At 68.8% G+C, this 24,048-nt stretch carries 20 protein-coding genes; 9 read left to right on the top strand and 11 right to left on the bottom strand.

Going from position 1 to position 24,048, the window contains the following annotated elements:
• The first annotated feature begins 103 nt into the window (after window positions 1-103).
• Window positions 104-1,405, top strand: a complete 1,302-nt coding sequence (locus E3T49_RS15175) for a citrate synthase (protein WP_134425777.1) — start codon at window positions 104-106, stop codon at window positions 1,403-1,405.
• On the opposite strand, the gene E3T49_RS15170 is transcribed toward E3T49_RS15175, so the two are convergent.
• Both E3T49_RS15170 and dapD read right to left on the bottom strand, forming a co-directional pair.
• Window positions 1,402-4,107 (bottom strand): penicillin acylase family protein, encoded by a 2,706-nt coding sequence (locus tag E3T49_RS15170; protein WP_134425731.1) that lies wholly within the window; start codon window positions 4,105-4,107, stop codon window positions 1,402-1,404. The genes E3T49_RS15175 and E3T49_RS15170 overlap by 4 nt on opposite strands.
• Before the next feature lie 77 nt (window positions 4,108-4,184).
• Window positions 4,185-5,165, bottom strand: a complete 981-nt coding sequence (dapD, locus tag E3T49_RS15165) for a 2,3,4,5-tetrahydropyridine-2,6-dicarboxylate N-succinyltransferase (protein WP_134425730.1) — start codon at window positions 5,163-5,165, stop codon at window positions 4,185-4,187.
• Window positions 5,166-5,191: 26 nt separating this feature from the next.
• Here dapD and dapE point away from each other — a divergent pair, with 26 nt between their 5' ends.
• The 4 genes from dapE (at window position 5,192) to E3T49_RS15145 (ending at window position 9,761) form a co-directional block, all read left to right on the top strand.
• The gene (gene dapE / locus E3T49_RS15160) at window positions 5,192-6,277 is read left to right on the top strand and encodes a succinyl-diaminopimelate desuccinylase (RefSeq protein ID WP_134425776.1); all 1,086 of its coding nucleotides are present in this window, start codon (window positions 5,192-5,194) and stop codon (window positions 6,275-6,277) included.
• Window positions 6,253-7,524: a glycosyltransferase family protein gene (locus E3T49_RS15155; RefSeq protein ID WP_134425729.1), complete on the top strand. Its 1,272-nt coding sequence runs from the start codon at window positions 6,253-6,255 to the stop codon at window positions 7,522-7,524. The genes dapE and E3T49_RS15155 overlap by 25 nt, the downstream gene beginning before the upstream one ends.
• Window positions 7,525-7,587: 63 nt before the next feature.
• Complete coding sequence (locus E3T49_RS15150) at window positions 7,588-7,764, top strand: DUF3117 domain-containing protein (protein ID WP_104099180.1); 177 nt, start codon at window positions 7,588-7,590, stop codon at window positions 7,762-7,764.
• A gap of 464 nt (window positions 7,765-8,228) precedes the next feature.
• Window positions 8,229-9,761, top strand: coding sequence for an HNH endonuclease signature motif containing protein (locus tag E3T49_RS15145; protein ID WP_134425728.1), 1,533 nt, complete (start codon window positions 8,229-8,231; stop codon window positions 9,759-9,761).
• Window positions 9,762-9,934: 173 nt separating this feature from the next.
• Here E3T49_RS15145 and E3T49_RS15140 read toward each other — a convergent pair whose 3' ends face one another.
• On the bottom strand, window positions 9,935-10,567 hold the full coding sequence (locus tag E3T49_RS15140; protein WP_134425727.1) for an O-methyltransferase: 633 nt from the start codon (window positions 10,565-10,567) through the stop codon (window positions 9,935-9,937).
• An 86-nt stretch (window positions 10,568-10,653) separates the two neighbouring features.
• Here E3T49_RS15140 and E3T49_RS15135 point away from each other — a divergent pair, with 86 nt between their 5' ends.
• A complete protein-coding gene (locus tag E3T49_RS15135; protein ID WP_134425726.1) occupies window positions 10,654-11,034 on the top strand; it encodes a sec-independent translocase in 381 nt (126 codons plus the stop codon).
• Here the strand turns inward: E3T49_RS15135 and E3T49_RS15130 are convergent.
• On the bottom strand, window positions 11,001-11,777 hold the full coding sequence (locus tag E3T49_RS15130) for an IclR family transcriptional regulator (protein ID WP_134425725.1): 777 nt from the start codon (window positions 11,775-11,777) through the stop codon (window positions 11,001-11,003). The two genes, E3T49_RS15135 and E3T49_RS15130, sit on opposite strands and share 34 nt — an antisense overlap.
• A 104-nt stretch (window positions 11,778-11,881) precedes the next feature.
• Here E3T49_RS15130 and ppk2 point away from each other — a divergent pair, with 104 nt between their 5' ends.
• Window positions 11,882-12,856, top strand: a complete 975-nt coding sequence (ppk2, locus tag E3T49_RS15125) for a polyphosphate kinase 2 (RefSeq protein WP_134425724.1) — start codon at window positions 11,882-11,884, stop codon at window positions 12,854-12,856.
• A gap of 40 nt (window positions 12,857-12,896) precedes the next feature.
• Here the strand turns inward: ppk2 and E3T49_RS15120 are convergent, their stop codons facing one another.
• The 4 genes from E3T49_RS15120 to E3T49_RS15105 are packed head-to-tail and all read right to left on the bottom strand — an operon-like array spanning window position 12,897 to window position 17,547.
• A complete protein-coding gene (locus E3T49_RS15120) occupies window positions 12,897-14,447 on the bottom strand; it encodes a succinic semialdehyde dehydrogenase (RefSeq protein ID WP_134425723.1) in 1,551 nt (516 codons plus the stop codon).
• A gap of 26 nt (window positions 14,448-14,473) precedes the next feature.
• A complete protein-coding gene (locus E3T49_RS15115) occupies window positions 14,474-15,640 on the bottom strand; it encodes a P-loop NTPase (RefSeq protein ID WP_134425722.1) in 1,167 nt (388 codons plus the stop codon).
• On the bottom strand, window positions 15,633-16,229 hold the full coding sequence (locus tag E3T49_RS15110) for a DUF1003 domain-containing protein (RefSeq protein WP_134425721.1): 597 nt from the start codon (window positions 16,227-16,229) through the stop codon (window positions 15,633-15,635). Before E3T49_RS15110 ends, E3T49_RS15115 begins: the two co-directional genes overlap by 8 nt.
• Window positions 16,216-17,547: a magnesium transporter MgtE N-terminal domain-containing protein gene (locus E3T49_RS15105; protein WP_134425720.1), complete on the bottom strand. Its 1,332-nt coding sequence runs from the start codon at window positions 17,545-17,547 to the stop codon at window positions 16,216-16,218. Before E3T49_RS15105 ends, E3T49_RS15110 begins: the two co-directional genes overlap by 14 nt.
• A gap of 54 nt (window positions 17,548-17,601) precedes the next feature.
• On the opposite strand from E3T49_RS15105, the gene E3T49_RS15100 reads away from it, so the two are divergent.
• A complete protein-coding gene (locus E3T49_RS15100; protein ID WP_134425719.1) occupies window positions 17,602-18,174 on the top strand; it encodes a YflT domain-containing protein in 573 nt (190 codons plus the stop codon).
• A gap of 74 nt (window positions 18,175-18,248) precedes the next feature.
• On the opposite strand, the gene E3T49_RS15095 is transcribed toward E3T49_RS15100, so the two are convergent.
• Entirely contained in the window at window positions 18,249-19,805 is a 1,557-nt protein-coding gene (locus tag E3T49_RS15095; RefSeq protein ID WP_420898563.1) for an aminopeptidase P family protein, read from the bottom strand.
• Between the two features lie 72 nt (window positions 19,806-19,877).
• Complete coding sequence (locus E3T49_RS15090) at window positions 19,878-20,915, bottom strand: endonuclease/exonuclease/phosphatase family protein (protein ID WP_134425717.1); 1,038 nt, start codon at window positions 20,913-20,915, stop codon at window positions 19,878-19,880.
• A 74-nt stretch (window positions 20,916-20,989) separates the two neighbouring features.
• Here E3T49_RS15090 and E3T49_RS15085 point away from each other — a divergent pair, with 74 nt between their 5' ends.
• Window positions 20,990-21,859: a PHP domain-containing protein gene (locus E3T49_RS15085; RefSeq protein ID WP_134425716.1), complete on the top strand. Its 870-nt coding sequence runs from the start codon at window positions 20,990-20,992 to the stop codon at window positions 21,857-21,859.
• Between the two features lie 68 nt (window positions 21,860-21,927).
• Here the strand turns inward: E3T49_RS15085 and E3T49_RS15080 are convergent, their stop codons facing one another.
• Entirely contained in the window at window positions 21,928-23,964 is a 2,037-nt protein-coding gene (locus tag E3T49_RS15080) for a glucose PTS transporter subunit IIA (RefSeq protein ID WP_134425715.1), read from the bottom strand.
• Window positions 23,965-24,048: the final 84 nt, after the last annotated feature.

The raw sequence follows: 24,048 nt of genomic DNA, 5'->3' as shown, positions 1-24,048 counted from the left end.
ATCGGTGTGCTGTGGCCAATCGCCACAGACGGTCAGCCACCAGACGGTTAGGTAGTGATATTCAGTGACACTCAGTCAGACCCAGGGAGCCGCCGTGAGCGACATCGCCGAGCGAACGCCATCCATCGAACCCAAACAGGCGACGCTGTCGTTTCCGGGCGGATCCGCCGAGTTCCCGATCGTGCGCGGCACGGCCGGTGCGTCCGGCATCGACATTTCGACTCTGACCCGCAAGTCGGGCCTGATCACCCTCGACTCCGGCTTCGTGAACACCGCCGCCACGCGGTCGGCCATCACGTTCATCGACGGTGAGAAGGGCATCCTGCGCTATCGGGGCTATCCGATCGAGCAGATCGCCCAGAACTCCAACTTCCTTGAGACCGCCTGGCTGCTGATCTACGGCTCCCTGCCCAGTGCGAGTGAACTCGAGGCCTTCGACACGCGCATCCGTCGGCACACGCTGCTGCACGAAGACCTGCGACGCCTTTTCGACGTGCTGCCGTACAACGCGCACCCGATGGCCGTGCTCTCCGCCGGCACGTCCGCCCTGGCCGCGTACTACCAGGACTCCCTCGACCCCAAGAATCTGGAACAGGTCGAGCTTGCCACCGTGCACCTGCTCTCCAAGCTGCCGGTCATGGCGGCGTACGCCTACAAGAAGAGCATCGGTCAGGCGTTCCTGTACCCCGACAACTCGCTCGGTTACGTGGACAACTTCCTGCGCCTCATCTTCGGCACCCTCGCCGAGCCCTACGAGGTGAACCCCGTTGTCAGCAAGGCCCTCGAACGCCTGCTGATGCTGCACGAAGACCACGAGCAGAACGCGTCGACCTCGACCGTGCGCCTGGTCGGATCCACCGAGGCGAACCTGTTCGCGTCGGTGTCCGCGGGCATCAACGCGCTGTCCGGTCCGCTGCACGGTGGCGCGAACGAAGCCGTGCTCAAGATGCTCGGTGAGATCAAGGCATCCGGCGAAGGCGTGGAGAAGTTCGTCGAACGGGTCAAGAACAAGGAGCAGGGCGTGCGCCTGATGGGCTTCGGCCACCGGGTGTACAAGAACTACGACCCCCGGGCCACCCTGGTCAAGGAGAGCGCCGACGAGGTGCTCGCCGCCCTGGGCGTCAAGGACGACCTGCTCGACATCGCCAAGGAACTCGAGCACATCGCGCTCAACGACGACTACTTCAAGGAGCGCAAGCTCTACCCGAACGTGGACTTCTACACCGGCGTGATCTACAAGGCGATGGGCTTCCCGACCAGCATGTTCACGGTGCTCTTCGCGATCGGCCGTCTGCCCGGCTGGGTGGCGCACTGGCGCGAGATGAACGAGGACCCGACGACCAAGATCGGTCGCCCCCAGCAGTTGTACATCGGTGAGCCGGCGCGCGACTTCCCGCGCCGCTAGCGATTGACGGCCGGGCCGTGTTCGCGGTCCGGCCCCGTCACGTCCGGGGTGAGCAGCAGCGTGTGGGTGGCGGCCTGCTTCACGGCTGCCAGTGAGAAGAGCCACGGCCGGGTGCGGTGCTCCTGCCAGAGCACGGTCTGGTCGTCGTAGTTCGGGTGGAATGCGTGTCCCGAGCTTCCGGTCAGGTTCAGCCAGGTCGAGTCGTCCCAGTCGGCCAGGCTCACCACCTGCCGCATCGACGGCACCCAGTCCACGGTGTAGCCGATGGTCGCATCCCAGCCGACGGCGTCGATCACGCTGGAGCCGCCCGCGACCTCATACGGTCCCCGGTTGAAGAGCCACTCCAGCGGGGCGATCCCCGACTCCCCGAAGCTGGAGTGCGTCACCTCGAGCGTGTGGATCCGGCCCCATTCCCAGCCGGCGACATCCGCACCCATCAGCTTCTCGCCCTCGGCCGCGGCCCGGACGAGCACACGTTCAAGCATGCTGTCGCGGCCGCCGGAGCCGAGCCGGTCGTTGTCCCACCACGGTGACTCGGGGGTGTCGAGCAGGGCGATCACAACGGCGAAGGAACGGTCACCACCGGTGAACGCGGTGCCCTCCGGGAGTTTTTGGTCGAACATGACCGAGAGCAGGTTGCGCCAGACGATGTTGAAGTACGCGGCGGCGGCGCTGCCGGCGTCGAGGTGGTAGTCCCAGCCGTCGAACAGGGCGAGCGCGTCCCGGGTCGCGCCGGTCGTCTCGATGTCCTGCAGCACGGGCACCAGCGCCGCCGCCAGCGGGTTGTAGGTGTCACCCTGGATCTCGCTCATCATCGCGGTCGTCACGGGGGTTCCGGAGTCGATGCGGGCCTGCAGCCGCCGGGTGATCTCCGCCGCCCGGTAGCCGAGATCCCAGTCCTTGGTGATCAGGTAGGGGTAGTCCGGGCCGACCGGGGAATTGTTCGCCGTCACGATGAAGCCGCGGGGCGGGTTGAAAATCTGCGGCAGCGCATCGAACGGGATGAAGCCGTCCCAGCCGTACGCGCTCGTCCAGCCGGGAACCGGCACGGTGCCGTCGCCCGCCCGGCGGATCGGGATCAGCCCCGGCGCCTGGTAGCCGATGTTGCCGTCCACATCGGCGTAGACGAGGTTCTGCGACGGCACATCGAACAGCTCGGCCGCCTGACGGAAGCTCGCCCAGTCGGTCGCCGCTCCGAGCGCGAAGACGGCGGATGCCGTGCGCCCCGGCGTCAGGGCCGTCCACTGTAGCGAGAGCGCGTAGACGGTGGGTTCGGCGGCGGCGCCGCTGGCACCCGCGTCGGCCGCGGCATCCGTCGCGTCACCGGCTGCCGGCGCGTCCGCCGCCGGCAGGTCGATCGCCGACGGGTACTCGTTCGCGATCGCCGGGAAGACGGTGCCGCCCAGCCCGCTCACGATCGGACCGTGTTCGGTGGCCCGGATCTCGATCCGCACCGGGTCCCCGCCGGCGACCCTGATCGTCTCGCTGCGCAGCTGCAGGGGCTTCTGCGCCCCGTCATACTCATACGTGTCCCCGGTGACCTTCTCCAGGTAGAGGTCTGCGACATCCGGCCCGAGGTTGGTGAATCCCCACGCGATCTTCGCATTGTGGCCGATGATGATTCCGGGCAGGCCGGAGAAGCCGTACCCGGCCAGATCGAACGGGCAGTCCGCGCTCACGGTGCGGCAGCGCAGCCCCACCTGGTACCAGACCGACGGCATCACCGCGCCGAGGTGCGGATCGTTGGCGAGGATCGGCGCACCGGTGTCGGTGTGCTCGCCGGCGACCACCCAGGAGTTGGAGCCGATTTCCCCACCGGCCGGGCCGAGAAGCTCGGGCACGCCGGCGAGTGCGGCTCGCAGCCCCGTGAGCGAGGAGGCCAGGGCCGGCTGGGCGGGCGTGCCCGCGAGCCCGGTGAGGGCGGATGCCGTCTCCGGCTGCGTCTCCTCGGGTGCGGCCTCGGCCTCGGCGGCCGGGGCCGGGGCCCCGTCGACGATGGTCGGGTGGGCGGCGAACGGGTACGACGGATGCAGCAGCTCGATTTCCGCGGGACTGTAACTGCCCGAGAGCAGTGCCCGGTCGATCTCGTCGTCAAGGTTCGAGCGCAGGTCCCAGGCCATCGCCTTGAGCCAGGCCACGGAGTCGGCCGGAGTCCACGGCTCGGGCGTATAGCCGGGGTTCTGCAGTCCCAGGGCCACGTATTCGAGGGAGAGGTCAGGGCCTGTGTGCGTGGCCAGATACGCGTTCACGCCGTCCGCATAGGCCTGGTAGTAGCCGGCGGTGACCGGGTCGAGCAACGCGACCTCCTGCTCGGCTACGGCCCGCCAGCCCAGCGTGCGGATGAAGGTGTCGGTGGCCACCTGGCTCTCCCCGAAGAGTTCGGCCAGCCGCCCGCTCGTCACGTGCCGCCGGAAATCCATCTCCCAGAACCGGTCCTGGGCGTGCACGTAACCCTCGGCACGGAACAGGTCGCCGGCGGTGTCGGCCACGATCTGGGGGATGCCCGCCTCGTCCCGGTACACCGTGACCTCGGCGCCCAGGCCGGGCAGCCGTGCCTCACCCGCGAACTGGGGGAAGGAGCGGGTCACGGTCCAGATTCCGGTTCCGATGCCTGCCAGGGTCAGGGTCACGACCACGGCGACCGCGATCAGAGCCGGCCCCACCCGGCGGTGGCGTTTGCTGCGCGGTGCGTCGGTTCCCACGTCACTCCTTTGTGACGGCAGCGTACTCCGGGCCGGCCCCGCCGCGGGAAAAACTTCCGGCGGCGGGGCCTCCCTGCTCAGGCGTGCAGCTGGGCGTTCAGCACGATGCCGGTGCCGCTGCGCTGCAGCACTTCAACCGCACCCGAGACCGAGTTGCGACGGAACAGCAGGTTGGCGACCCCGGAGAGTTCGACGGCCTTCACCGACGCCGTCTTCCCGTCGGCGGTGCGCGGCTGCCCGGGCAGCAGGACTTTGGTTCCGGCCGTCACGTAGAGCCCGGCCTCCACGACGCTGTCCGCGCCGATCGAGATGCCCACCCCGGAATTGGCGCCGAGCAGGGCCCGCTCGCCGATCGACACGCGTTCGGTGCCGCCGCCGGACAGTGTGCCCATGATCGACGCGCCGCCGCCGATGTCGGCACCATCGCCCACGACCACGCCCTGGGAGATCCGCCCTTCGACCATTGAGACGCCCAGCGTGCCCGCGTTGAAGTTCACAAAGCCCTCGTGCATCACCGTCGTACCGGGGGAGAGGTGGGCACCCAGACGCACCCGCGACGCATCCGCGATCCGCACACGGTCGGGCGTGACGTAGTTGAGCAGCGGCGGGAACTTGTCGATCCCGGTGGCCTGGATTCCATGCCGCTGCAGGGACGGCCGCAGACGGGTGAAATCGGCGGGCAGCATCGGCCCCGCGTTGGTCCAGACCACGGCGGGCAGGTGACCGAAGATGCCGTCGAGGTTGAGGGTGTTCGGGCGGGCCAGCAAGTGCGAGAGCAGGTGCAGGCGCAGGTAGGCATCCGAGGTTCCGGCCGGCGGTGCGGTGAGGTCGATCTCCACGGTGACCGCCTCGAGGCGCACGGCGCGCCGCGGGTCCTCCCGGGCGAACTGCTCGAGTTCGGACGGCACGATCCAACGGTCGCGGCCGGCCGGCAATGGGCCGAGCTGCGGCTCCGGAAACCAGGTATCCAGCACGGTGCCGTCTCCGGCGACGGTGGCGAGGCCGTACCCCCAGGCGTTCGAGGGGGCAACGGATGTCGGGGGCACGGCGGTGATCATGGCTCTAGATTAGTAGAGTGCCTCAAATCCCCGTGACCCTGGACCTCTCCCAAACCTCGATCGAGCTCACCCGTGCGCTCTGCGACATCGAGTCGGTCTCGGGGAACGAGACCACCGTCGCCGACGCCGTGGAACGTGCGCTCGCCGGGTACGGGCACCTCGAGATCATCCGGGACGGTGACACCGTCGTGGCCCGCACCACCCTCGGCCGGGCCCAGCGCGTGATCATCGCCGGCCACCTCGACACGGTCCCCGTCAACCGCAACCTGCCGACCCGCTTCGAGACCATCGACGGCGTCGAGTACCTCTGGGGCCGTGGCACGGTCGACATGAAGGCGGGCGTGGCCGTGCAACTGAAGCTCGCCGCCGAGCTCACCGCGCCCAGCGTCGACGTGACCTGGATCTGGTACGACCACGAGGAGGTCGCCGACGAGCTCAACGGCCTCGGCCGCCTCGCCCGCAACCGGCCCGATCTCTTCGAGGGTGACTTCGCCATCCTCGGCGAGCCGACCAACAGCCGGATCGAGGGTGGCTGCAACGGCAATGTGCGCATCGAAGTGCGCGCCTTCGGACTGCGCGCGCACTCCGCCCGCAGCTGGGTGGGCGAGAACGCCATCCACAAGGTCGCCCCCATCCTCACCCTCCTGGCCGGCTACGAGGCGCGCCAGGTCGAGGTCGAGGGGCTCGTCTACCGTGAGGGCCTCAACGCCGTCGGGATCAGCGGCGGCATCGCCGGCAACGTCATCCCCGACGAGTGCATGGTGCACATCAACTATCGCTTCGCGCCCAGTAGCACCTCCGCCCAGGCCGTCGAGCACCTCGAAGAACTGTTCGCGGGGTACGAGATCACGGTCGTCGACCAGGCCGAGGGTGCCCGCCCGGGCCTGGACGCCCCGCTCGCCCTGCAGTTCCTGACCGCGGTCGGCGGCGAGGCCAAACCCAAATACGGCTGGACCGACGTCGCACGCTTCTCCGCCCTCGGCATCCCGGCCGTCAACTACGGCCCCGGCGACCCGCTCAAGGCCCACGCCGACGACGAGCGGGTCGCCCTGTCGCAGATCACGGACTGTGAGGACGGGCTCCGCTCATGGCTGAGCGCAAGCGTCCGGTAGCCAAGCCCCTCCAGCCGCCCGTGCGCCGGGCCACACCGGCGTCCGTCCCGCCCGCAGTCCGACCGTCGCGCTGGCGGGCCGGCTACCGGGCCACCCCCTGGTGGGCCAGGGTCGTCGTGATCTGGGCGGCATCCCGGGTGGTCACGACGACGTTGGTGCTGCTGCTCGCGAATGTGCAGGGCGCCAACGCGTGGACGGCGGCGTCGCCGGGCTACGCCGCGTTCGCGAACATGTGGGATGCCCGCTGGTACAACATCGTCGCGATCAGCGGCTACCCAGCCACGCTGCCGGTGACGGCGGAGGGGCAGATCGCGGAGAACGCGTGGGCGTTCATGCCGGGCTTCCCCGCTGCCGTGCGGGTGCTGATGGCCCTCAGCGGCCAGCCGTGGGACGTGGCAGCCGTGTTCGTGTCGGCCGCGTTCAGCCTGGGCACCGCGCTGCTGTTCTTCCGGCTGATGCGTCGGGTGCTGGACCCGTCGGCCGCCCTGTTCTCGGTGCTGTTGTTCTGCGTGGCTCCGCTGTCGCCCGTGCTGCAGTTCGGCTACGCCGAGTCGATGTACCTGTTCTGGCTCACCCTCGCGCTGCTCCTGCTGCTCGATCGGCGGTACGTGCTGCTGTTCCCGGTCATCGCCGTGATGGGCTTGACCCGGCCCAGTGCCCTGGCCTTCGCGCTGGCCCTCGGTCTGCACGTCGTGCACCGCTGGCTCACCCGGGCGAGAGACCCCTTCCCGCTCGGCGAACGGATGCTGGCGGCATCCGTCGCCGGGTTCAGCGCCCTGGTCGGGGTGGCCTGGCCGGTCGTGGCCTGGATCGTGACCGGCAGCGTCACGGCGTACACCGGCACCGAGCTGGCCTGGCGGGCGCCGTACATCGGCTACCAGGAGCTCGTTCCGTTCACCGCCTGGTTCCAGAGCGGGGTCTGGTGGCTGGGGATACCGCTCGGCATCGTCGTCGTCGTCGTCCTGATCGTGGCCTTCGGGGGGATCTTGTTCCTCCCGGCCGTGCGGCGGCTCGGCGTCGATCTGCGCTTCTGGGTGGCCAGCTACGGCCTCTACCTGCTGGCCGTGTTCTTCCCGCAGTCGAGCACGTTCCGTCTGCTGATGCCGCTGTTCCCGCTGCTCGGCGCGATCGCCCAACCACGCAATCCCTGGTACCGGACGGGCGTCGTCCTGCTCTGCATTCTCGGCCAGTGGGGCTGGCTGCTGCTGTGCTGGGGAGTGGACGGTGCGGACTGGACACCCCCCTAATTACTGTCTGGGGCCGGGATGGTCGATAATGGAGGTTCAGACGAATGAATGGAAGGGGAGTTCATGGCGGCCATGAAGCCAAGGACCGGAGACGGGCCAATGGAGGCTGTAAAAGAGGGGCGCCTCATCATCGTGCGTGTTCCGCTCGAAGGTGGAGGCCGACTTGTCGTCTCTGTGAACGACGCTGAAGCCAAAGAGCTTCACGATGCACTTGCCGGCGTAGTCCAGCCGACCGTATAGTCGCAGAACGGCCGCGCAGCTCACGCTGCGCGGCCGTTTTTTTTGCCCGCCGGGGGCGGATGGGGTTCCCACCGTCATCCGGCGCACCGCGGAGAATCTGGTCGGGCTTGTCGGTGGTTGAGCTTGTCGAAACCCGGTGATTGAGCTTGTCGGTGGTTGAGCTTGTCGAAACCCGGTGGTTGAGCCTGTCGGTGGTTGAGCTTGTCGAAACCCCGGTGGTTGAGCCTGTCGGTGGTTGAGCTTGTCGAAACCCCGGCGAGTCCATTCTTCACACTCGGCCGCCAGCATCCGTGCCCTCACGCTAATCTCGGAGTTTTTCGCGACACGCCGTCATCCCGGGCTACTCACCCGGCGCGCCCCACAAATCTCCGAATTACCGTCAAGACGCTGATGCTTAAAGTAATTACTTTCGTAAATTCACCAAATCTATTGACTTATCATTCGAAGTCATTTACTATTAATGCATGGCAGGAGCTCCCACTCCGCACCACCCGACCACCTCCACCCAGGTGGCAGCCTCCGCTGTGCAGCCTTCCGTCCTGGAGCAGTTGCAGCAGGCGCGTGATCTGGCCGCGACTGTGCTCGATTCGGTCTCCTTCTCCTTGCTGAACGAGGCGGATGCGATGGCGGTGCTCGGCACGGTCGAAGATCTGGGCCGTCGGGTCGATGCTGCGAGGGTCGCCTCCGCCGCCGACATTTCGGTGCGGTCCCGCCGCATCCTCGGCCACGACTCGTTGGCCTACAAGAACGGGGCCTCCAGCGGTACCGACCTGATCACGCGTCTGGCCCGCATCTCCGCCCGGGAGGCGACCCGGCGGGTGCGGCTGGGCGACAACGTCACCCCGCGCCTGGCCGGCACCAGCGTGTTGCCGCCGTATTACCCGGCCGTGGCGGATGCCCTCACCGCCGGTGATCTCGGTGTCGACGCGGCCGAGAACATCGTGACGGCCCTCGACAAGGTCGCCGCCCGGGTCGCACCCGATGACCTCGGCACGGCCGAACGTGCCCTGGTCGCCAGTGCGACGGGTGCGATCACGGACGAGACCCGCGGGCTTCCCGGCGAAGGCTTCGCCTTCCCGGCAGATCTGGTGCGCGGGATGGCCACGCAGTGGCAGGCCCGCCTCGACCCTGACGGCACCGCCCCGAACGAGCCCGTCGCCGAGGCCCGCAGCACCGTCGGGTTCGGCCTCTTCCGTGACGGCCTCTACCCTTTGCGGGGCGGGGTCACCCCCGAGCTTCGCGGCATCATGAACGGCATCTTCGACACGTATCTCTCCGCCCATGCCGCGCCGGCGTTCCCCACGGCCGAGGAACAGGCGCGCATGAATGCCGGGCAGCTCATCCCGGGTGCGGAGGCCGCGGCCCTGAGCGATGACCGGAACGGCGGTCAGAAGCGCGCGGACATCCTCCGCGGGGTGTTCGAGGCCGCCACCCGCGACGCGGGAACCCCGACCATGGGCGGGGCGGCGCCCACGGTCATGATCCACGTGAACCAGGCCGACCTGACCGCGGGCCGCGGTGTGGGCTGGATCGACGGCGTCGACGCTCCCGTCTCACTGAAAACCGTCAAGCAGGCCCTCTGCGCGGGCGGGTTCCAGGAGGTCCTGTTCGGCGAGAACAACGAGGTCCTCACCCTGAGCACCGAGAAACGTTTCTTCAACCGGGCCCAGCGCCGCGCGATCGCCGCCCGCGATGGGGGCTGCGCCATCACGGGCTGCACCGTGCCCGCAGCCTGGTGCGAGGTGCACCACGTCATCCCCTGGTACCAAGGCGGGAAAACCGACATCGGCAACGGGGTGTTGCTCTGCTGGTACCACCACCACAGCATCGACACGTCGGGCTGGGAAATCCGCATGATCCGCGGCAAACCCGAAGTCAGGGCACCGTACTGCTACGACCCGACCCGAACCTGGCGGCCCGCGGGAGCACATCGGGCGGGGTCTGGTCCCGGGTCTCGACAGGCTCGGTCTCGACAGGCTCGACCAGCGTCAGCGTGAGTTCCCGGGGGCAGGTCGCCTGGGTCTCGACAAGCTCGGTCTCGACAAGCTCGACCAACGTCGACGTGAGTTCCCGGGGGCGGGTCGCCTGGGTCTCGACAAGCTCGGTCTCGACAGGCTCGACCAGCGACGGGCCTGGACTCGACAGGCTCGACCACCGGCGGGGAGACCGCCTAGGCGCGGAGCTTGGTGATCTGCAGCAGGCCGTCGCCGACGGGGGAGAGGGCACTGATGACGGCGGTGGAGGAGGCGATGACGGTGAGCAGGGTGCGGAACCCGGTCGCCACGTCGTCGCGCTGGGCCGGGTTGGCCACCCGGCCGCGCCAGAGCGCGTGGGCCACGAGGACGGTTCCACCCGGGCGGGCCAGGCGCAGGGCGTGCTCGACGTACTCGATCACGGACTGCGGGTCCGCGTCGACGAAGACGATGTCGTAGGAGTTCTCGTTCATGCGGGGCAGCACATCCGCCGCCCGGCCCGTGATCAGGCGCGCCCGGTTCGCGGGGATGCCAGCTTCGGCGAAGTTGGCCTTGGCGTGCTGCTGGTGGTCAACCTCGGTGTCGATCGAGGTGAGGGTGGCGCCGGGGGCGCCGGTGAGCAGCCAGATGCCGGAGACGCCCGCGCCGGTGCCGACCTCGAGGATGCTGCGCGCACCGGTGGCGGCCGCGATCACGGCCGACTGCGCGCCGACGGCGGGCGAGATCGCGTCGATTCCGAGTTCGAGGGACTGCTGTCTGGCCCGCGCCACAGCGTCGGACTCCACGACTGAGTCGTCGGAGAATTTCCAGTTCAGATCTTTGTCAGACACAGTGCAACTCCAGTAGGTGAATGGGTCAAGCCTAAGGGGGCCCGGGCATGGTCGGTGGAGGCCTCGCCGGGGGTTATTCTGGGGGAATGTTCGGTTTGACGTTCGAGAAGATACTGCTGATCGGCATTGTCGCCGTCTTCCTGCTCGGACCCGAAAGGCTTCCGCACTACGCCGCCCAGCTGGCCCGCCTCGTGAAGCAGCTCCGTAACCTGGCCAACGGTGCCAAAGATCGGATGCGGGACGAGATGGGCCCGGAGTTCGACGACGTCGACTGGAAGAAGCTCGACCCCCGCCAGTATGACCCGCGCCGCATCATCCGGGAGGCGCTCACCGACGAAGACGAACTGAAGGCGCAGTCGGCCACCGTATCGCGGGCCGCGCCGAACCCCGACGGGGCCTACCTTCAGCGGAAACGCGCCAGGGAGGCCGCCACTCAGCCGGCGCCCTTCGACTCCGAAGCCACCTGAGCCGCTCCCAGCTGGCAGGACAGCAACCCGGCGGCGGTCCGCAGCCGTCGCAGCACCAGGTCGAGGTCGTGCCCGACGCGGCCTGGCGGCACGCACACGGCCAACGCCGCGATGACGCCCGGGGCGCGCACGGGCACCGCGACGCAGTCCACGGGGCGGTCGCCCGAACGGATGCCCCCGGCATCCGGTTTCGGCTGGCGGCGACTCTGCCGGGACGACCGCAGGTCGACCATGTCCAGTAGGGTCGGCGCCTCGTCGGGAAACCGGGCAAGGTACACGGAGCGCTGTTCACGGCTCAGCTGCGCCAGGATCTGGCGGCCGATCGCTGCGGCCGGGGCGATCCCGGACATGGTGTCGCGCAGGTCGAGGCGCGGGGTGCCGGTGGCGTCGACGACGTCGACGAGACGGACCTCGCCGGACTCGAACCGTGACAGGTGCGCCGGAGCCCCATGCTCCCGGGCCACCCCGCGGAGGGTCTGCCGCACGCGGGCCAGGAATTCGCCCGGAGCGCTGTCGGCGCGCAGGGTCGGAAACCGGGCCCCGAGCACCAGCCCGTCGGGCTCGGCCGCCAGATAGCCCTCGTACACGAGAGTGCGGGTGAGGTTGTAGGTGGTGCCGAGGCTGAGCCCGGACGTGCGGGCCAGGGCCTTGACCGGGAGCGGCCGGGCCGATGCGGAGACGAGGTCCACGAGGCCCAGGGCGCGCTGCACCGACGAGATGAGCGTTCGGTGCTGCTCCGACATGCTGTCCCCTCGGGCTCCGACTTGTGCCGACAGAATAGGCACGCCGGGGAGAACGGGCTAGGTGCGCACGCTACGCTGAACGCACGTATCTGAGGAGTGTGACCGTGCCGAACCCGTCGAACAATCGCGCGAAGCCCAAGCGGGTTCCGCTCTCTGTCTATTCCGCCGAGTTGCGGCGACTGCAGACCGAGCTGGTCGCCATGCAGGAATGGGTGAAGGAATCCGGGGCCCGCATCGTCGTGATCTTCGAGGGCCGGGATGCGGCCGGCAAGGGGTCTGCGATCAAGCGGGTCACCGAGTTCCTGAACCCGCGCGTCGCCCGGATCGTCGCCCTGCCGGTGCCGACCGAACGCGAGCGGGGCCAGTGGTACTTCCAGCGCTACATCGAGCACCTGCCCTCCACCGGGGAGATCGTGCTGATGGACCGGTCCTGGTACAACCGGGCCGGCGTCGAACATGTGATGGGCTACTGCACGCCCGACGAGTACCGCCGGTTCCTGCACCAGGCGCCCCTCTTCGAACGGATGCTGGTCGAAGACGGCATCCTGCTCGTCAAGTACTGGTTCTCGGTGTCGGACCATGAGCAGGAGAGGCGCTTCCGGTCGCGGTTGAACGACCCCATGCGCCGCTGGAAGCTGTCCGGGACCGACCTGTTCTCAATCACGAAGTGGGTCGACTACTCCCGCGCCAAAGACGAGATGTTCGTGCACACCGATCTGCCCGAGGCCCCGTGGTGGGTCGTCGAGAGCGAGGACAAGCGGGCCGCGCGCCTCAACATGATCAGCCACCTGCTGTCAATCGTTCCCTACACGCATCGCGAGCCGCCCCTGGTGACCATCCCGGTGCGTCCCGCCGGCGCCGAATACGAGCGCCCGCCGCGCGAGCTGAACCGCCCCGTGCCGGACATCACGACCACGCTGGACAAGCCCACGGCGAAGCCCAAGGGCAAGGCCAAGATCAAGAAACAGGAGAAGAAGGCCACGAAGAAGGCAGCTCAGAAGGCGGCGAAGCAGGCGTCGGCGAAGGCAGCCGACCAGGCTGCGAAGCAGCAAGCGGCGGAAGCCAAACTGACGGTCTGACTCGGCGGCGCGGAGCCGGTCGACGGCTCCGCGCCCAGGTTCAGCGGCGGCGCACGCCTTTCAGCACCGCGGCGAGTAACAGCATCGGCCGGGCCAGCCGTTCGAAATCCCGGCCGGTGCGGGGCAGCTGCACGAGTCCCGTCGCCCGCGCGACGGTGACCGCGTCCACGAACCGCAGCAGCCCCTCCGGGCCGTTGCGGCGTCCTATGCCGGACTGCTTCATGCCGCCCATCGGGGCCGCCACGGAGGAGAACGACCCGCGGTAGCCCTCATTGATGTTCACGCTGCCTGCTTCGATGGCGCCGGCCACCCGCAGGGCCCGGCGCACCGAGCCGGAGAACACCGAGGCGTTGAGACCGTAGTCGCTGTCGTTGGCGGCGAGGATGGCCTCCTGCTCCGAGTCGATCACGGTCACCGCGACCACGGGGCCGAAGGTCTCCGACGCGAAGCACTCCATCTCGGCGGTGACCCCGGTCAGCACGGTCGGTTCGTAGAAGAACGGTCCCAGGTCGGGGCGGGCCCGGCCGCCGGCCTCCACCGTGGCGCCGTGTGCCACCGCGTCGGCCACGCGGGCGCTCACCCGGTTCAGCTGGGCCTCGGAGGTGAGGGAGCCGACATCCGTCGAGTAGTCGTACGCGGCGCCCAGCCGGAGAGAGCGGGTGACCGCCACGAATTCGCGGAGGAACGCGTCGGCCACCCCGCGCTGCACGTAGATGCGCTCGATCGACACGCAGAGCTGGCCCATCGCCGTGAAGCAGGCCGTGGCCGCGTCAGCGGCCGCACGGGCCGGGTCGGCGTCGTCGAGCACGATCAGCGGGTTGTTGCCGCCGAGTTCGAGGGAGACCCCGGTGAGGGTGCCGGCCGCCTGCGCCGCGACCCTCTTGCCGGTTGCGGTGGACCCGGTGAAGCACACGTAGTCCGCCCCGCCGGTCACAGCCCCGCCGATCTCCGCGCCGTCGCCCGTGACCACGGCCCAGAGCCCCTCGGGCACGCCGGCGTCGATGAACGCCCGGCGCAGCGAGAGGACGCTGAGCGCGCCCTGGTCATCGGCCTTCTGCACCACGCCGCAACCCGCGGCGAGGGCCGGCACGACGTCCATGGCGGCGAGGCTGAGCGGGTAGTTCCATGGGGTGATGACGCCGGCGACGCCCTTCGGCCGGTAGCGCACCGCGGTCGTGATGACGAGCGGGATCGCGCTTCTCCGCCGACCGCCGCGCAGCACGCCACGGGCGGCGAGGGCGTTGAACCGGGTGACGCCGGCGGCCTGGAAGACCTCTTCGAAGGCCTGGCCGCGGGTCTTGCCGGTCTCCGCCTGCACGGTGTCCTGCAGCGCCGTGGTGCGTTCGAGGATCAGGTCGTGCGCCCGCAGCAGGATCGCCCGGCGGCGGGCGAACCCGGCCCGCGCCCAGGCGAGCTGGGCCAGGCGGGCCGTGGAATACGCATCCTGAACATCGTGCACACCGCTGACCGGCAGTTCGTGCAGCACCCGGCCGGTGAAAGGCGCGATCACGGGGATCGTGTCACCGGTGGTGGAGCGCACGTCGCGGGTGAGGCCCGCGATTTCGACAGGGTCAAGGGGGGAGGCAGGCATCCCCGAAGTCTAGGTGCGGCGGGCCGCTATTTCGGGGTGATTCCGAGGCTCATCCCGGAAAGTCCGCGCGCCCGGGTGGCGAGACGGTCGGCAAGGAGACGGATGGCCACCGCGGCCGGGTCTGACGCCGCACCCAGCACCACGGGCACCCCGGTGTCCCCGCCGCTGCGCAGCGGCACGCTGAGCGGCACCTGCGCCAGCAGTGGCACGGGGGACTCCTGACCGGCGCCGAGCCGGCGTGCGACCTCGGCGCCGCCGCCGGAGCCGAACAGTTCGAGGACCGTGCCGTCCGGCTGCACGATGCCGGCCATGTTCTCGATCACACCGTAGATGGTCTGGCCGGTCTGGCGGGCGACGACGCCGCTGCGCTCGGCGATGTCGGCCGCGGCCGGCTGCGGAGTGGTGACCACGATGACCTCGGCCTGCGGCAGCAGCTGCCCGACCGAGATGGCCACGTCACCCGTGCCCGGCGGCAGGTCCAGCAGCAGGATGTCCAGGTCGCCGAAGTACACGTCGGTGAGGAACTGGGTGATCGTGCGGTGCAGCATCGGGCCGCGCCAGGCGACGGCGACCGAGCCGTCCTCCACGAACATGCCGATCGAGATCACTTTCACGTCGAACGCGATCGGCGGCAGGATCATCTCGCCGACCTGGGTCGGCTTGACCGCGGCGGACTTGCCCGTCTCGGGGTCGGGCGGGGTGACCAGGCCGAGGAGTCCGGGGATGGAGAACCCGTAGACATCCGCGTCGACGATGCCGACCCGAAGACCGCGGGCGGCCAGCGCCACACCCAGATTCGCGGTGATGGTCGATTTGCCGACGCCGCCCTTACCGCTGGTGATGGCGTACACCCGGGTCAGGGAATCCGGGCCGAACTGGTTGCCGCGGGCTTCCGTGCCGCCGCGCAGCTTCTCCGTCATGGCGCGGCGCTGCTCGCGCGTCATCACGTCGACGGAGACGGAGACGTTGCCGGGGCCGGCCACGGACTCTGCTGCCTGCAGCACGTCGCGTTCGATCTGCCGCGCCGCCGGGCAGCCGGCGATGGTGAGCCGGATGCCGACCAGGGCGCGGCCGTCCACGATGTCCACCCCGGCGACCATGTCGAGGTCGGTGATCGGCCGGCGGATCTCCGGGTCGATCACCCGGGCCAGGGCCGCCAGCACCTGGTCGGTGGAGAAGAGCGGGTCAGACACCGGGCGGACGCTCGTCACGGTCACGGTCACGATCCCGGTCGCCTTTGCGGGCGCGCTTGCGGGTCTGTTTGTCCTGATCTTCGCGCTCCTCCAGGTTCTCGAGCAGGGCGCGCAGCTCGGAACGGAGGAAGTCGCGGGAGGCCAGGTCCTTCATGCCGAGGCGCAGGGCCACGACCTCGCGGGCAAGGTACTCGGTGTCGGCGAGGTTGCGTTCGGCGCGCTGCCGGTCCTGTTCGAACTGCACCCGGTCGCGGTCGTCCTGGCGGTTCTGCGCCAGCAGGATCATCGGGGCCGCGTAGGAGGCCTGCATGGACAGGACCAGGGTCAGCGCGATGAAGCCGAGCGAGACCGAGTCGAAGCGCCACTGCGCCGGCGCGAGCGTGTTCCAGGCGATCCAGCTGACGGCGAAGAAGGTGAGCCCGAGCAGGAACCACGGCGTGCCCATGCCGCGGGCGATGGCTTCGGTGAACCGGCCGAAGCGGTCGCGGCTGGGGCGGTTCCGGTTGCGCTTGCGTTTGCGTCCCAGCGCGGGGGCGCGCAGGCCCTTGGGGGAGTCGAGGCGGAGATCCGCTCGGTTAGCTCGGGCCATTGCCGGTCCTCCGTCCGTGGTGCAGTGGGATGCTTCCCGTGGTCAGTTCGGTGCGGGCCTCGGCCCGGCGGCGCACATCGTCGTTGCCGTCCTGGCTGCGCCAGTCGTCGGGCAGCAGATAGTCGAGAACGTCGTCAATCGTCACCACCCCGACGAGTCGGTGGTTCTCGTCGACCACGGGCACGGAGACGAGGTCGTAGCTGGCGAGGATGCGGGTGACCTCCGCCGCCGAGGTGTCCGCGGTAACGGGATCGAGACCCTGGTCGAGCAGCGTGCCGAGGCGTTCGTGGGGCGGGTAACGCAGCATCCGTTGGAAATGCACCATGCCGAGGAAGCGGCCGGTGGGCGGCTCGTACGGCGGCAGGGTCACGCAGATCGCCGCGCCGAGAGCGGGCGCGAGGTCGTGGCGGCGGATCAGGGCGAGACCCTCGGCGACCGTGGCGTCGGCGGAGACGATGATCGGCTCGGTGGTCATCAGGCCGCCGGCGGTGTCGGGCGCGTAGGTCAGCAGGAACCGCACGTCGTCGGCTTCCTCGGGCTCCATCAGGTCGAGCAGCTGTTCGCCGAGTTCCTCGGGCAGTTGCGCGATCAGGTCGGCGGCGTCGTCGGGCTGCATGTGGTCGAGCACGTCGGCGGCGCGGGCGTCGCCGAGACGGGTCAGGATGCTGACCTGCTCGCTTTCCGGCATCTCCTCGAGGGCGTCGGCGAGGCGGCCGTCCGGCAACTCACCCGCAACCTCGTGCATGCGCTCCGGGGGCAGGTCGAGCAGCGTGTTCGCCAGGTCGGCGGGCTTGAGGTCGGAGTAGGTGGCGATCAGTTGCTCGGCGGACTGGGCCTGGCCCTCGGTGGTCTGCTCGCGCACCTCGGCCCAGTCCGTGAACGTCGTGGCACCCTTCGCGAAGAGGGACAGGCTGGTCTTGGGGCGGCGCACGAAGAGCTGGTTGATCGCCCAGCCACCCTGGGGGAGTTCCTCGATCGAGACGTCCTCGATGGTTGCTTCGCCGGAACCATCGTTGAAGACCACCGTGCGGCCGAGCAATTCGGCGATGACGCGCACTTCGCCGCCGCGCTGCTCGAAGCGGCGCACGTTGATCAAACCGGTGGTGATGATCTGGCCCGACCCGATGCTGGTGACGCGTCCGATGGACACGAAGACGCGCCGTTTGCCCGGGATCTCAACGATCAGGCCGACGACGAGGGGCGGGTCGCTTTTTCGGTAGACCACCAGAACATCGCGGACCTTGCCCACGCGGTCACCGGCGGGGTCGAAAACGGTACACCCGGCCAAACGGGCAACGAAGACTCTGGTGGCAGACACAGTACAAATCTAGGCCACCTTCAGGGCCTATCGGTCCTGTGAAAGAATGAGGTCATGAGCAATCAGAGTCCCTTCGGCGGGCGCAGGGCCGCATTGTTCCCCGTTTTGCCCAAGGGCGAGGTGCTCGCCACGTATGCGACCTACGGCGAGGCCCAGGAAGTCGTGGACACGCTGGCGAAGGCCGACTTCCCGGTGAAACAGGTCTCCATCCTCGGCAATGACCTCAAGAGCGTCGAGCGAGTGACCGGAAAACTCACCTGGGGGCGCGTCGCGCTGGGCGGTGCGGCCTCCGGCGCCTGGCTGGGCGTGTTCTTCGGACTGCTGTTCTTCATCTTCTCGCCCGACGGCGCCGGCCTGCCGTTCGTCTTCGCCGCGGTCATGATCGGCGCCGGGTTCGGCATGCTCTTCGGAGTGGTCAGTGCCGCACTCAATCGCCGTCGCCGCGACTTCACATCCACCATGCAGGTGATTGCCAGCAACTATCAGGTGATCGTCGACGGCGCCCTGGTCAATCGCGCCCGCAACCTGCTGTCCGGGCAGGCCGCGGCCGCCGCGGTGGTGCCGGCCCCGCCGCATCCGTCGGAGCCCCCGCGCGCCGAGGAGCCGCCCGCCGCTCCGCAGCCCTAAAGCACTCGCGAGAGCGCACAAATTGCCCCTTCACCTGTCGTGAAGGGGCAATTTTTGCGCTCTCGCGTGGATTATCAGGCGGTGAGGGCGGCGATCCAGGCCTCCACAGCCTCGGAGGTGCGGGGGATGCCGGCCGACAGGTTCTCGGGGCCGTCGACGGTGATCAGGATGTCGTCTTCGATCCGCACGCCGATGCCGCGGTATTCCGCCGGCACGGTCAGGTCGTCGGGCTGGAAGTAGAGGCCGGGCTCGATGGTGAACACCATGCCGGGCTCGATCACGCCGTCCATGTACATCTCGCGGCGGGCCTGAGCGCAGTCGTGCACGTCGAGCCCGAGGTGGTGGCTGGTGCCGTGCACCATGTAGCGGCGGTGGTGGCCGTTGTCGGGCAGGAGCGCCTCCTCGGCGGTGACGGGCAGCATGCCCCACGCGGCCGTGTGCCGCGCAATGACCGCCATCGCCGCGGCGTGCACGTCGCGGAACACGGCACCGGGCACGGCCACGGCGAACGCGGCATCCGCTGCCTCACGCACCGCGTCGTACACGCGGCGCTGCACGGCGGTGAAGGTGCCGTCGACCGGGAGGGTGCGGGTGATGTCGGCGGTGTAGTAGCTGTCGACCTCAACGCCGGCGTCGATCAGGATCAGGTCGCCGGGCACGACGGCGCCGTCGTTGCGGGTCCAGTGCAGGATGCAGGCGTGGGGGCCGGATGCCGCGATCGTGTCGTAGCCGACGGCATTTCCATCCGTGCGGGCGCGCGTGTTGAACACACCCTCGACCAGGCGTTCGCCGCGGTGGTGGGTGCTCGAGCGGGGCAGGTCCCTGATGACGTCTTCGAAACCGCGCCCGGTGGCCGCGACGGCAAGGCGCATCTGGGCGATCTCATAGGCGTCCTTGACCAGGCGCAGCTCCGACAGCCCGCGGGCGAACTGCTCGTCGGCGGCGTGGTCGCCGTTGACCTCGAGGCTGAAGGGGGAGTCGGACGCATCCGTCGTGAGCACCTTCTCGGCGGCGAACCGCAGGCGGCCCTCGTCGACCTGGGTGGTGAAGTCCGGGTCGGCCTCCCGCAGCACGACCGTCTCGGTGTCGATGGTGTTCAGGACCAGGGCCAGATCGGCGATGCCGCGCACCTGCACGCCGAGGTCGCCGGCAACCTGGGCGATCGAGGGGCGAGGGCCGATCCAGAACTCACCGATCTCGGGGTTGGCGTAGAACTCGTCCGAGTCGCGGCCGGCACGCTCGCGGAAGTAGATTGTGGCGTCGTGCCCGGTCGCGGTGGGCTCGAGCACCAGCACGGCACCGGGTTCGGTGTCGCTGCCCCAGCCGGTGAGGTGGGCGAATGCGGAGTGGGCGCGGAAGGCGTAGTCGGTGTCGTTGGAACGCTGCTTGAGGCGACCTGCCGGCACGATCAACCGCTGTCCGGGGTGCATCGCGGAGAGGCGGTCGCGGCGTGCGCTCGCGAACGGCGCCTGCTCACGGGCGGGCGGCAGCGTCTCGGCGCGCTCGGCCCATTCACTGGAGATGTACGCCTTGAATCCGGCTGAGCCGGGTGTCGTCGAGCGGTTCTCGTTCGATCGGGGAGCAGGGGTGATCGCGGTTTCGCTGGAATTGGCCATGGCCCATTGTCCCATTCCTCGCCCCACAGTGCCCGTTCCGGCCCGGAGTGCCCGTTGGAGCGGGCACTCCGGGCCGGAACGGGCACTTTACGAGGTCGGGGTGAGGGTGGCGACGATCGGGCGATGGTCGCTGCCGGCGTCGTCCTCCGAGTCCAGCACGTTCATGCTCTGCACCTGCCAGTTCGGCGTGGCCAGCACGTGGTCGATGGGCGAGCCGAGCAGGGCCGGGGCGAAGGTCGGCCAGGTGCCGACGGCCCCCGAACCGGTCGCCAAAGCGGCATCCCGGCAGTCTCCGAGAACGGCGCCGGCGGATGTCTCACGCCCGCTCAAATGGTCGAGGGTCGCGTTGAAATCGCCGGCCATGATCACGTCGTCGCCCGTGCACTGTTCGGCGAGCCAGTCCAGGTCGGAGCGCCAGTTGGACATCTCGAAGCGGATGGGCGCCACGGCGTGCACGGCGATGATGGTCGGGCCCGTGCCGTCGACGGGGGTCGCGACAACGGTCGGCAGCACATTGGTGTTGCCGGGAGGGCCGGAGCCGGCCTCGTTGCTGACCGTGTAGTCGCCGAGTTCGGGGCTGATCAGCAGGGTCGTGGAGCGCGCCTTGGAGATCTGGTCGAAGGCGAGGGTGTGCACCCACATCGGGCGTCCGCCCTCGCGCATGGCCTCGGCCACGGCTTCCCCGGTGGCTTCCGTGGTCTCGGGCAGGGTGATCACGTCGGCGTTCTGGTCGAGGGCGAGCCGGGCGATGGCGTCGGCGCCCGGCTCGTCGCCGAGGGTGTTCCAACTGAGCACCGTGACGGCATCCGTCGTCTCGGCGGCGGCAGGGGTGCCGACCGGCTCGCCGACGCCCCGGACCATCAGGACGGCCGCGTTTCCGGCGCCGAAGAGCAGGAGGAGCACGACCAGCCCCCCGGCCACCGGGCGCAGCGGACGGAACAGGGCGACGAGCAGAAGGAGCACGGCGATCAGCGCGATCGCGACCACCACGGCGACGCCGCGCAGGGAAACGGCGTGCGCGGCCACCCAGGTGTTCTGCAGGCCGACAAGCTGCGGCCAGCCCAGCGCGAGCAGCACGGCGGCGGACGCGCCGAGGAACAGGGTGCTGAGGAGTCGATTGAGCATGTCCGACCACGCTAGACGACCTGGCTGGGAAGCCTTCGAACGGGCCGGACCTGCCGCGCAACTAGCATGGGGGAATGTCAGGTGCACGCCGATTCAGAGGTCCGATCGACCTGCACACCCATTCGAGCGTGTCGGACGGCACGGAAACCCCGTCTCAGCTCGTGCGGGCCGCCGTGGCCGCGGGCCTGGGCACGGTCGCGCTCACCGATCACGACTCCACCGCGGGTTGGGCCGAGGCCAGCGCCGCAGCGCGCACCGCGGGCATCACCCTCATCCCGGGCATGGAATTCAGCACCCGCGTCGGTTTCGCCAGCGTGCACCTGCTGGCGTACCTGTTCGACCCGTCCAACGCCGGCATCGTGGCCGAGACCGCCCGGGTGCGCCAGGCCCGACTGGTGCGGGCCGAGCAGATGGTGGAACGCATCGGCGTGGATTACGCCCTCACCTGGGACGACGTGCTCGCTCAGACCACGCCGGATGCGACCGTCGGCCGGCCGCATATCGCCGACGCCCTGGTGGCACGGGGGTTCGCGCTCACCCGGAGTGAGGCGTTCGCCGGGATCCTGCACTGGGAGGCCGGCTACTACCAGCCGCACTACGCGCCGGAACCGCTCCGGGCCATCTCCCTCGTGCGGGCGGCCGGGGGCGTGCCGGTGATCGCCCACCCCGCGACGCGCGGGGTCAGCGACGTGATCGCCGAGGCGCACCTGGCGCAGTTGGCCGAGGCCGGGCTGTTCGGCCTCGAACTCGAGCATCGGGAGAACAAGCCGGAGGCGACGGCCCGACTGCGTTCCCTCGCCGCGAAGTACGGGCTCTTCGTCACCGGTTCCAGCGACTACCACGGCGAAGGCAAGCCCAACCGCCTGGGGGAGAACACCACGGCACCGGAGGTGCTCGACCGCATCATCGAGCAGGGCACGGGCTCACCGCCCGTCTTCGGCTAGGAAAGCCTCCCGACACACAAAGAAGGTGGGCAGAGGATTCTCTGCCCACCTTCTCTATGCGGTGTGTCTTACTTGGCGTCGACCGTGATGAGCGGGCTTCCGACCGTCACCTGTCCTGACGCTGCCTGGTCGACCGAACCGAACTTCTTCGGGTTCGTCACGAGCACCGGGGTGATCAGCGAGTAGCCGGCCGCCTCGATCACCGAGCGGTCGAAGGTCACCAGCGGGGTGCCTGCCTCGACACGGTCGCCGGCGGCGACCTTGACGGAGAAGCCCTTGCCGGCCAGGTTCACGGTGTCGATGCCCACGTGAATGAGCAGTTCAACCCCGTTGTCGAGACGCAACCCGAAGGCATGGCCGGTCGGCTGGGCAACGAGGACCTTGCCCGCACCAGGTGCGTACACGGTGTCCTCGGTCGGGTCGATCCCGACGCCGAGTCCGACGATCCCCTTGCTGAACACGGGGTCCGGAACATCGGCGAGCGGAACGACGATGCCGGCGATGGGCGAACCGATCGTCGCCAGAACCGTGGCGACGGTGGTCGCGGTGCCGGTGCCGGCTGCACCAGCGGCAACCGGGGCGGCAAGGGTCGAGACAGGTGCTGCCTCGTCGGCCGCGACGGCTTCCGTGGCCTGAGCAGCAGCGAATTCCGCCTTCTGCTCGGGCGTCTTGTAGCCGGAGAGGATCACGAGGATCATCGCGGTGAAGAAGGATGCGCCGACGGCACCCGCGTAGAGCGGGATGTTGTCGAACGCGGGGATGGTCAGCAGCGAGGTGAAGACGAACGCGCTGGTCTTCACGCCGCCGCCGAGGCCGATGATGACACCACCGACGAGGCAACCCACGAGCATCCGCGGGTAGATGCGCTTGAACCGCAGGTGGATGCCGTAGAGCGAGGGTTCCGAAATACCACCCAGGAGGCCGGCCGCGAGAGCACCGGTTGCCGTCTGCTTCATCAGGCGGTCCTTTTCGCGGATCGACAGGAACAGAACACCGGCGGTGGCTCCGAAGCACGCGAAGTTCCAGGCGCCCATGGGGCCCTGGATGAAGTCATAGCCGAGGGACTGGATGTTGAGCAGCATGATCGCGTTGAGCGGCCAGTGCAGTCCGAGCGGAACCATGAACGGGTAGGCCAGCGGGATGACGACAGCGAAGATGAACGGCGAGAAATCGTTGATCGACTTGAGGAAGTTGCCGAGTCCGGCTCCTCCGTACACGCCGATCGGGCCGATCAGGAAGGCGGTCAGCGGGATCATGATCAACATGCTGAGGAACGGCACGAAGATCAGCTGAACGCTGGAGGGGATGATCTTCTTCAGGTACTTGGTCAGCAGGCCGAGCACGACCGCCATCAGCAGCGGCGGGAACACCTGCGAGCTGTAGTCGGTCACGGTCAGCGGGAACCCGAAGATCTGCACAACGGCTGCCTTGCCGCCGAAGACGGTCTCGGCGCCGTCGGTGAGACCCAGAGCGTTGAAGCCGGGAAGCATGACGACGGCCATGATGCCGAAACCGACCCAGGGGTCGGCGCCGAGCCGCTTGGACGCGTTGTAGGCGACCATCAGCGGCAGGAAGACGAACACGCCCTGCCACATCAGGTTGATGAACTGCCAGGACGGGTCAAGCGTGACGCCCGGTGCGTTCCAGGACGGGATGACCCCGAGCGTGGCCATCAGAGCCATGAACGTGATGAACAGGGAGGCGCCGAGCAGGGCGCCGAGGATCGGTCGGAAGGAGTCGGACAGGATCTCGAAGAAGGTGTCCAGTCCGGAGAACTTTCCGCGTGGTCCCTTCGCACGCTCCGCGGCCTTGATGTCCGCGGCCGAATCCCCCGTGTGGTGGTCGCCGGCGTGCTTCTTCATTGCGGGAAGCGCCATAATGTCGTTGTATACGGTCTCAACGGCTCCGCCGATGACAACCTGGTAGCGGTTTCCGCTCTGGGGAACTGCGCCGAGCACGACCGGCAGGGCCTCGACGGCCGCCTGATCGATTCCCGATGCGTCCTTGAGGGTGAAACGCAGCCGGGTGGCACAGTGGGTGAGGCCGACGATGTTATCGGCCCCTCCAATACTTTTAATTATGTCTGCAGCAGGTTTTGATGCCACCTGGATCTCCTTATGGTGTTCACGCTTAATATGTCATTCCCGCTCGGTGCAGGTCAGCGCGAACCGAGGGGCCGGCTGAGAGGA

It is taken from the genome of Cryobacterium cryoconiti (assembly GCF_004403065.1).
GTDB classification, from domain to species: Bacteria; Actinomycetota; Actinomycetes; order Actinomycetales; family Microbacteriaceae; genus Cryobacterium; species Cryobacterium cryoconiti.
The sequence above is the reverse complement of the archived record's forward strand: the minus strand, read 5'-3'. Positions and strand labels throughout refer to the sequence as shown.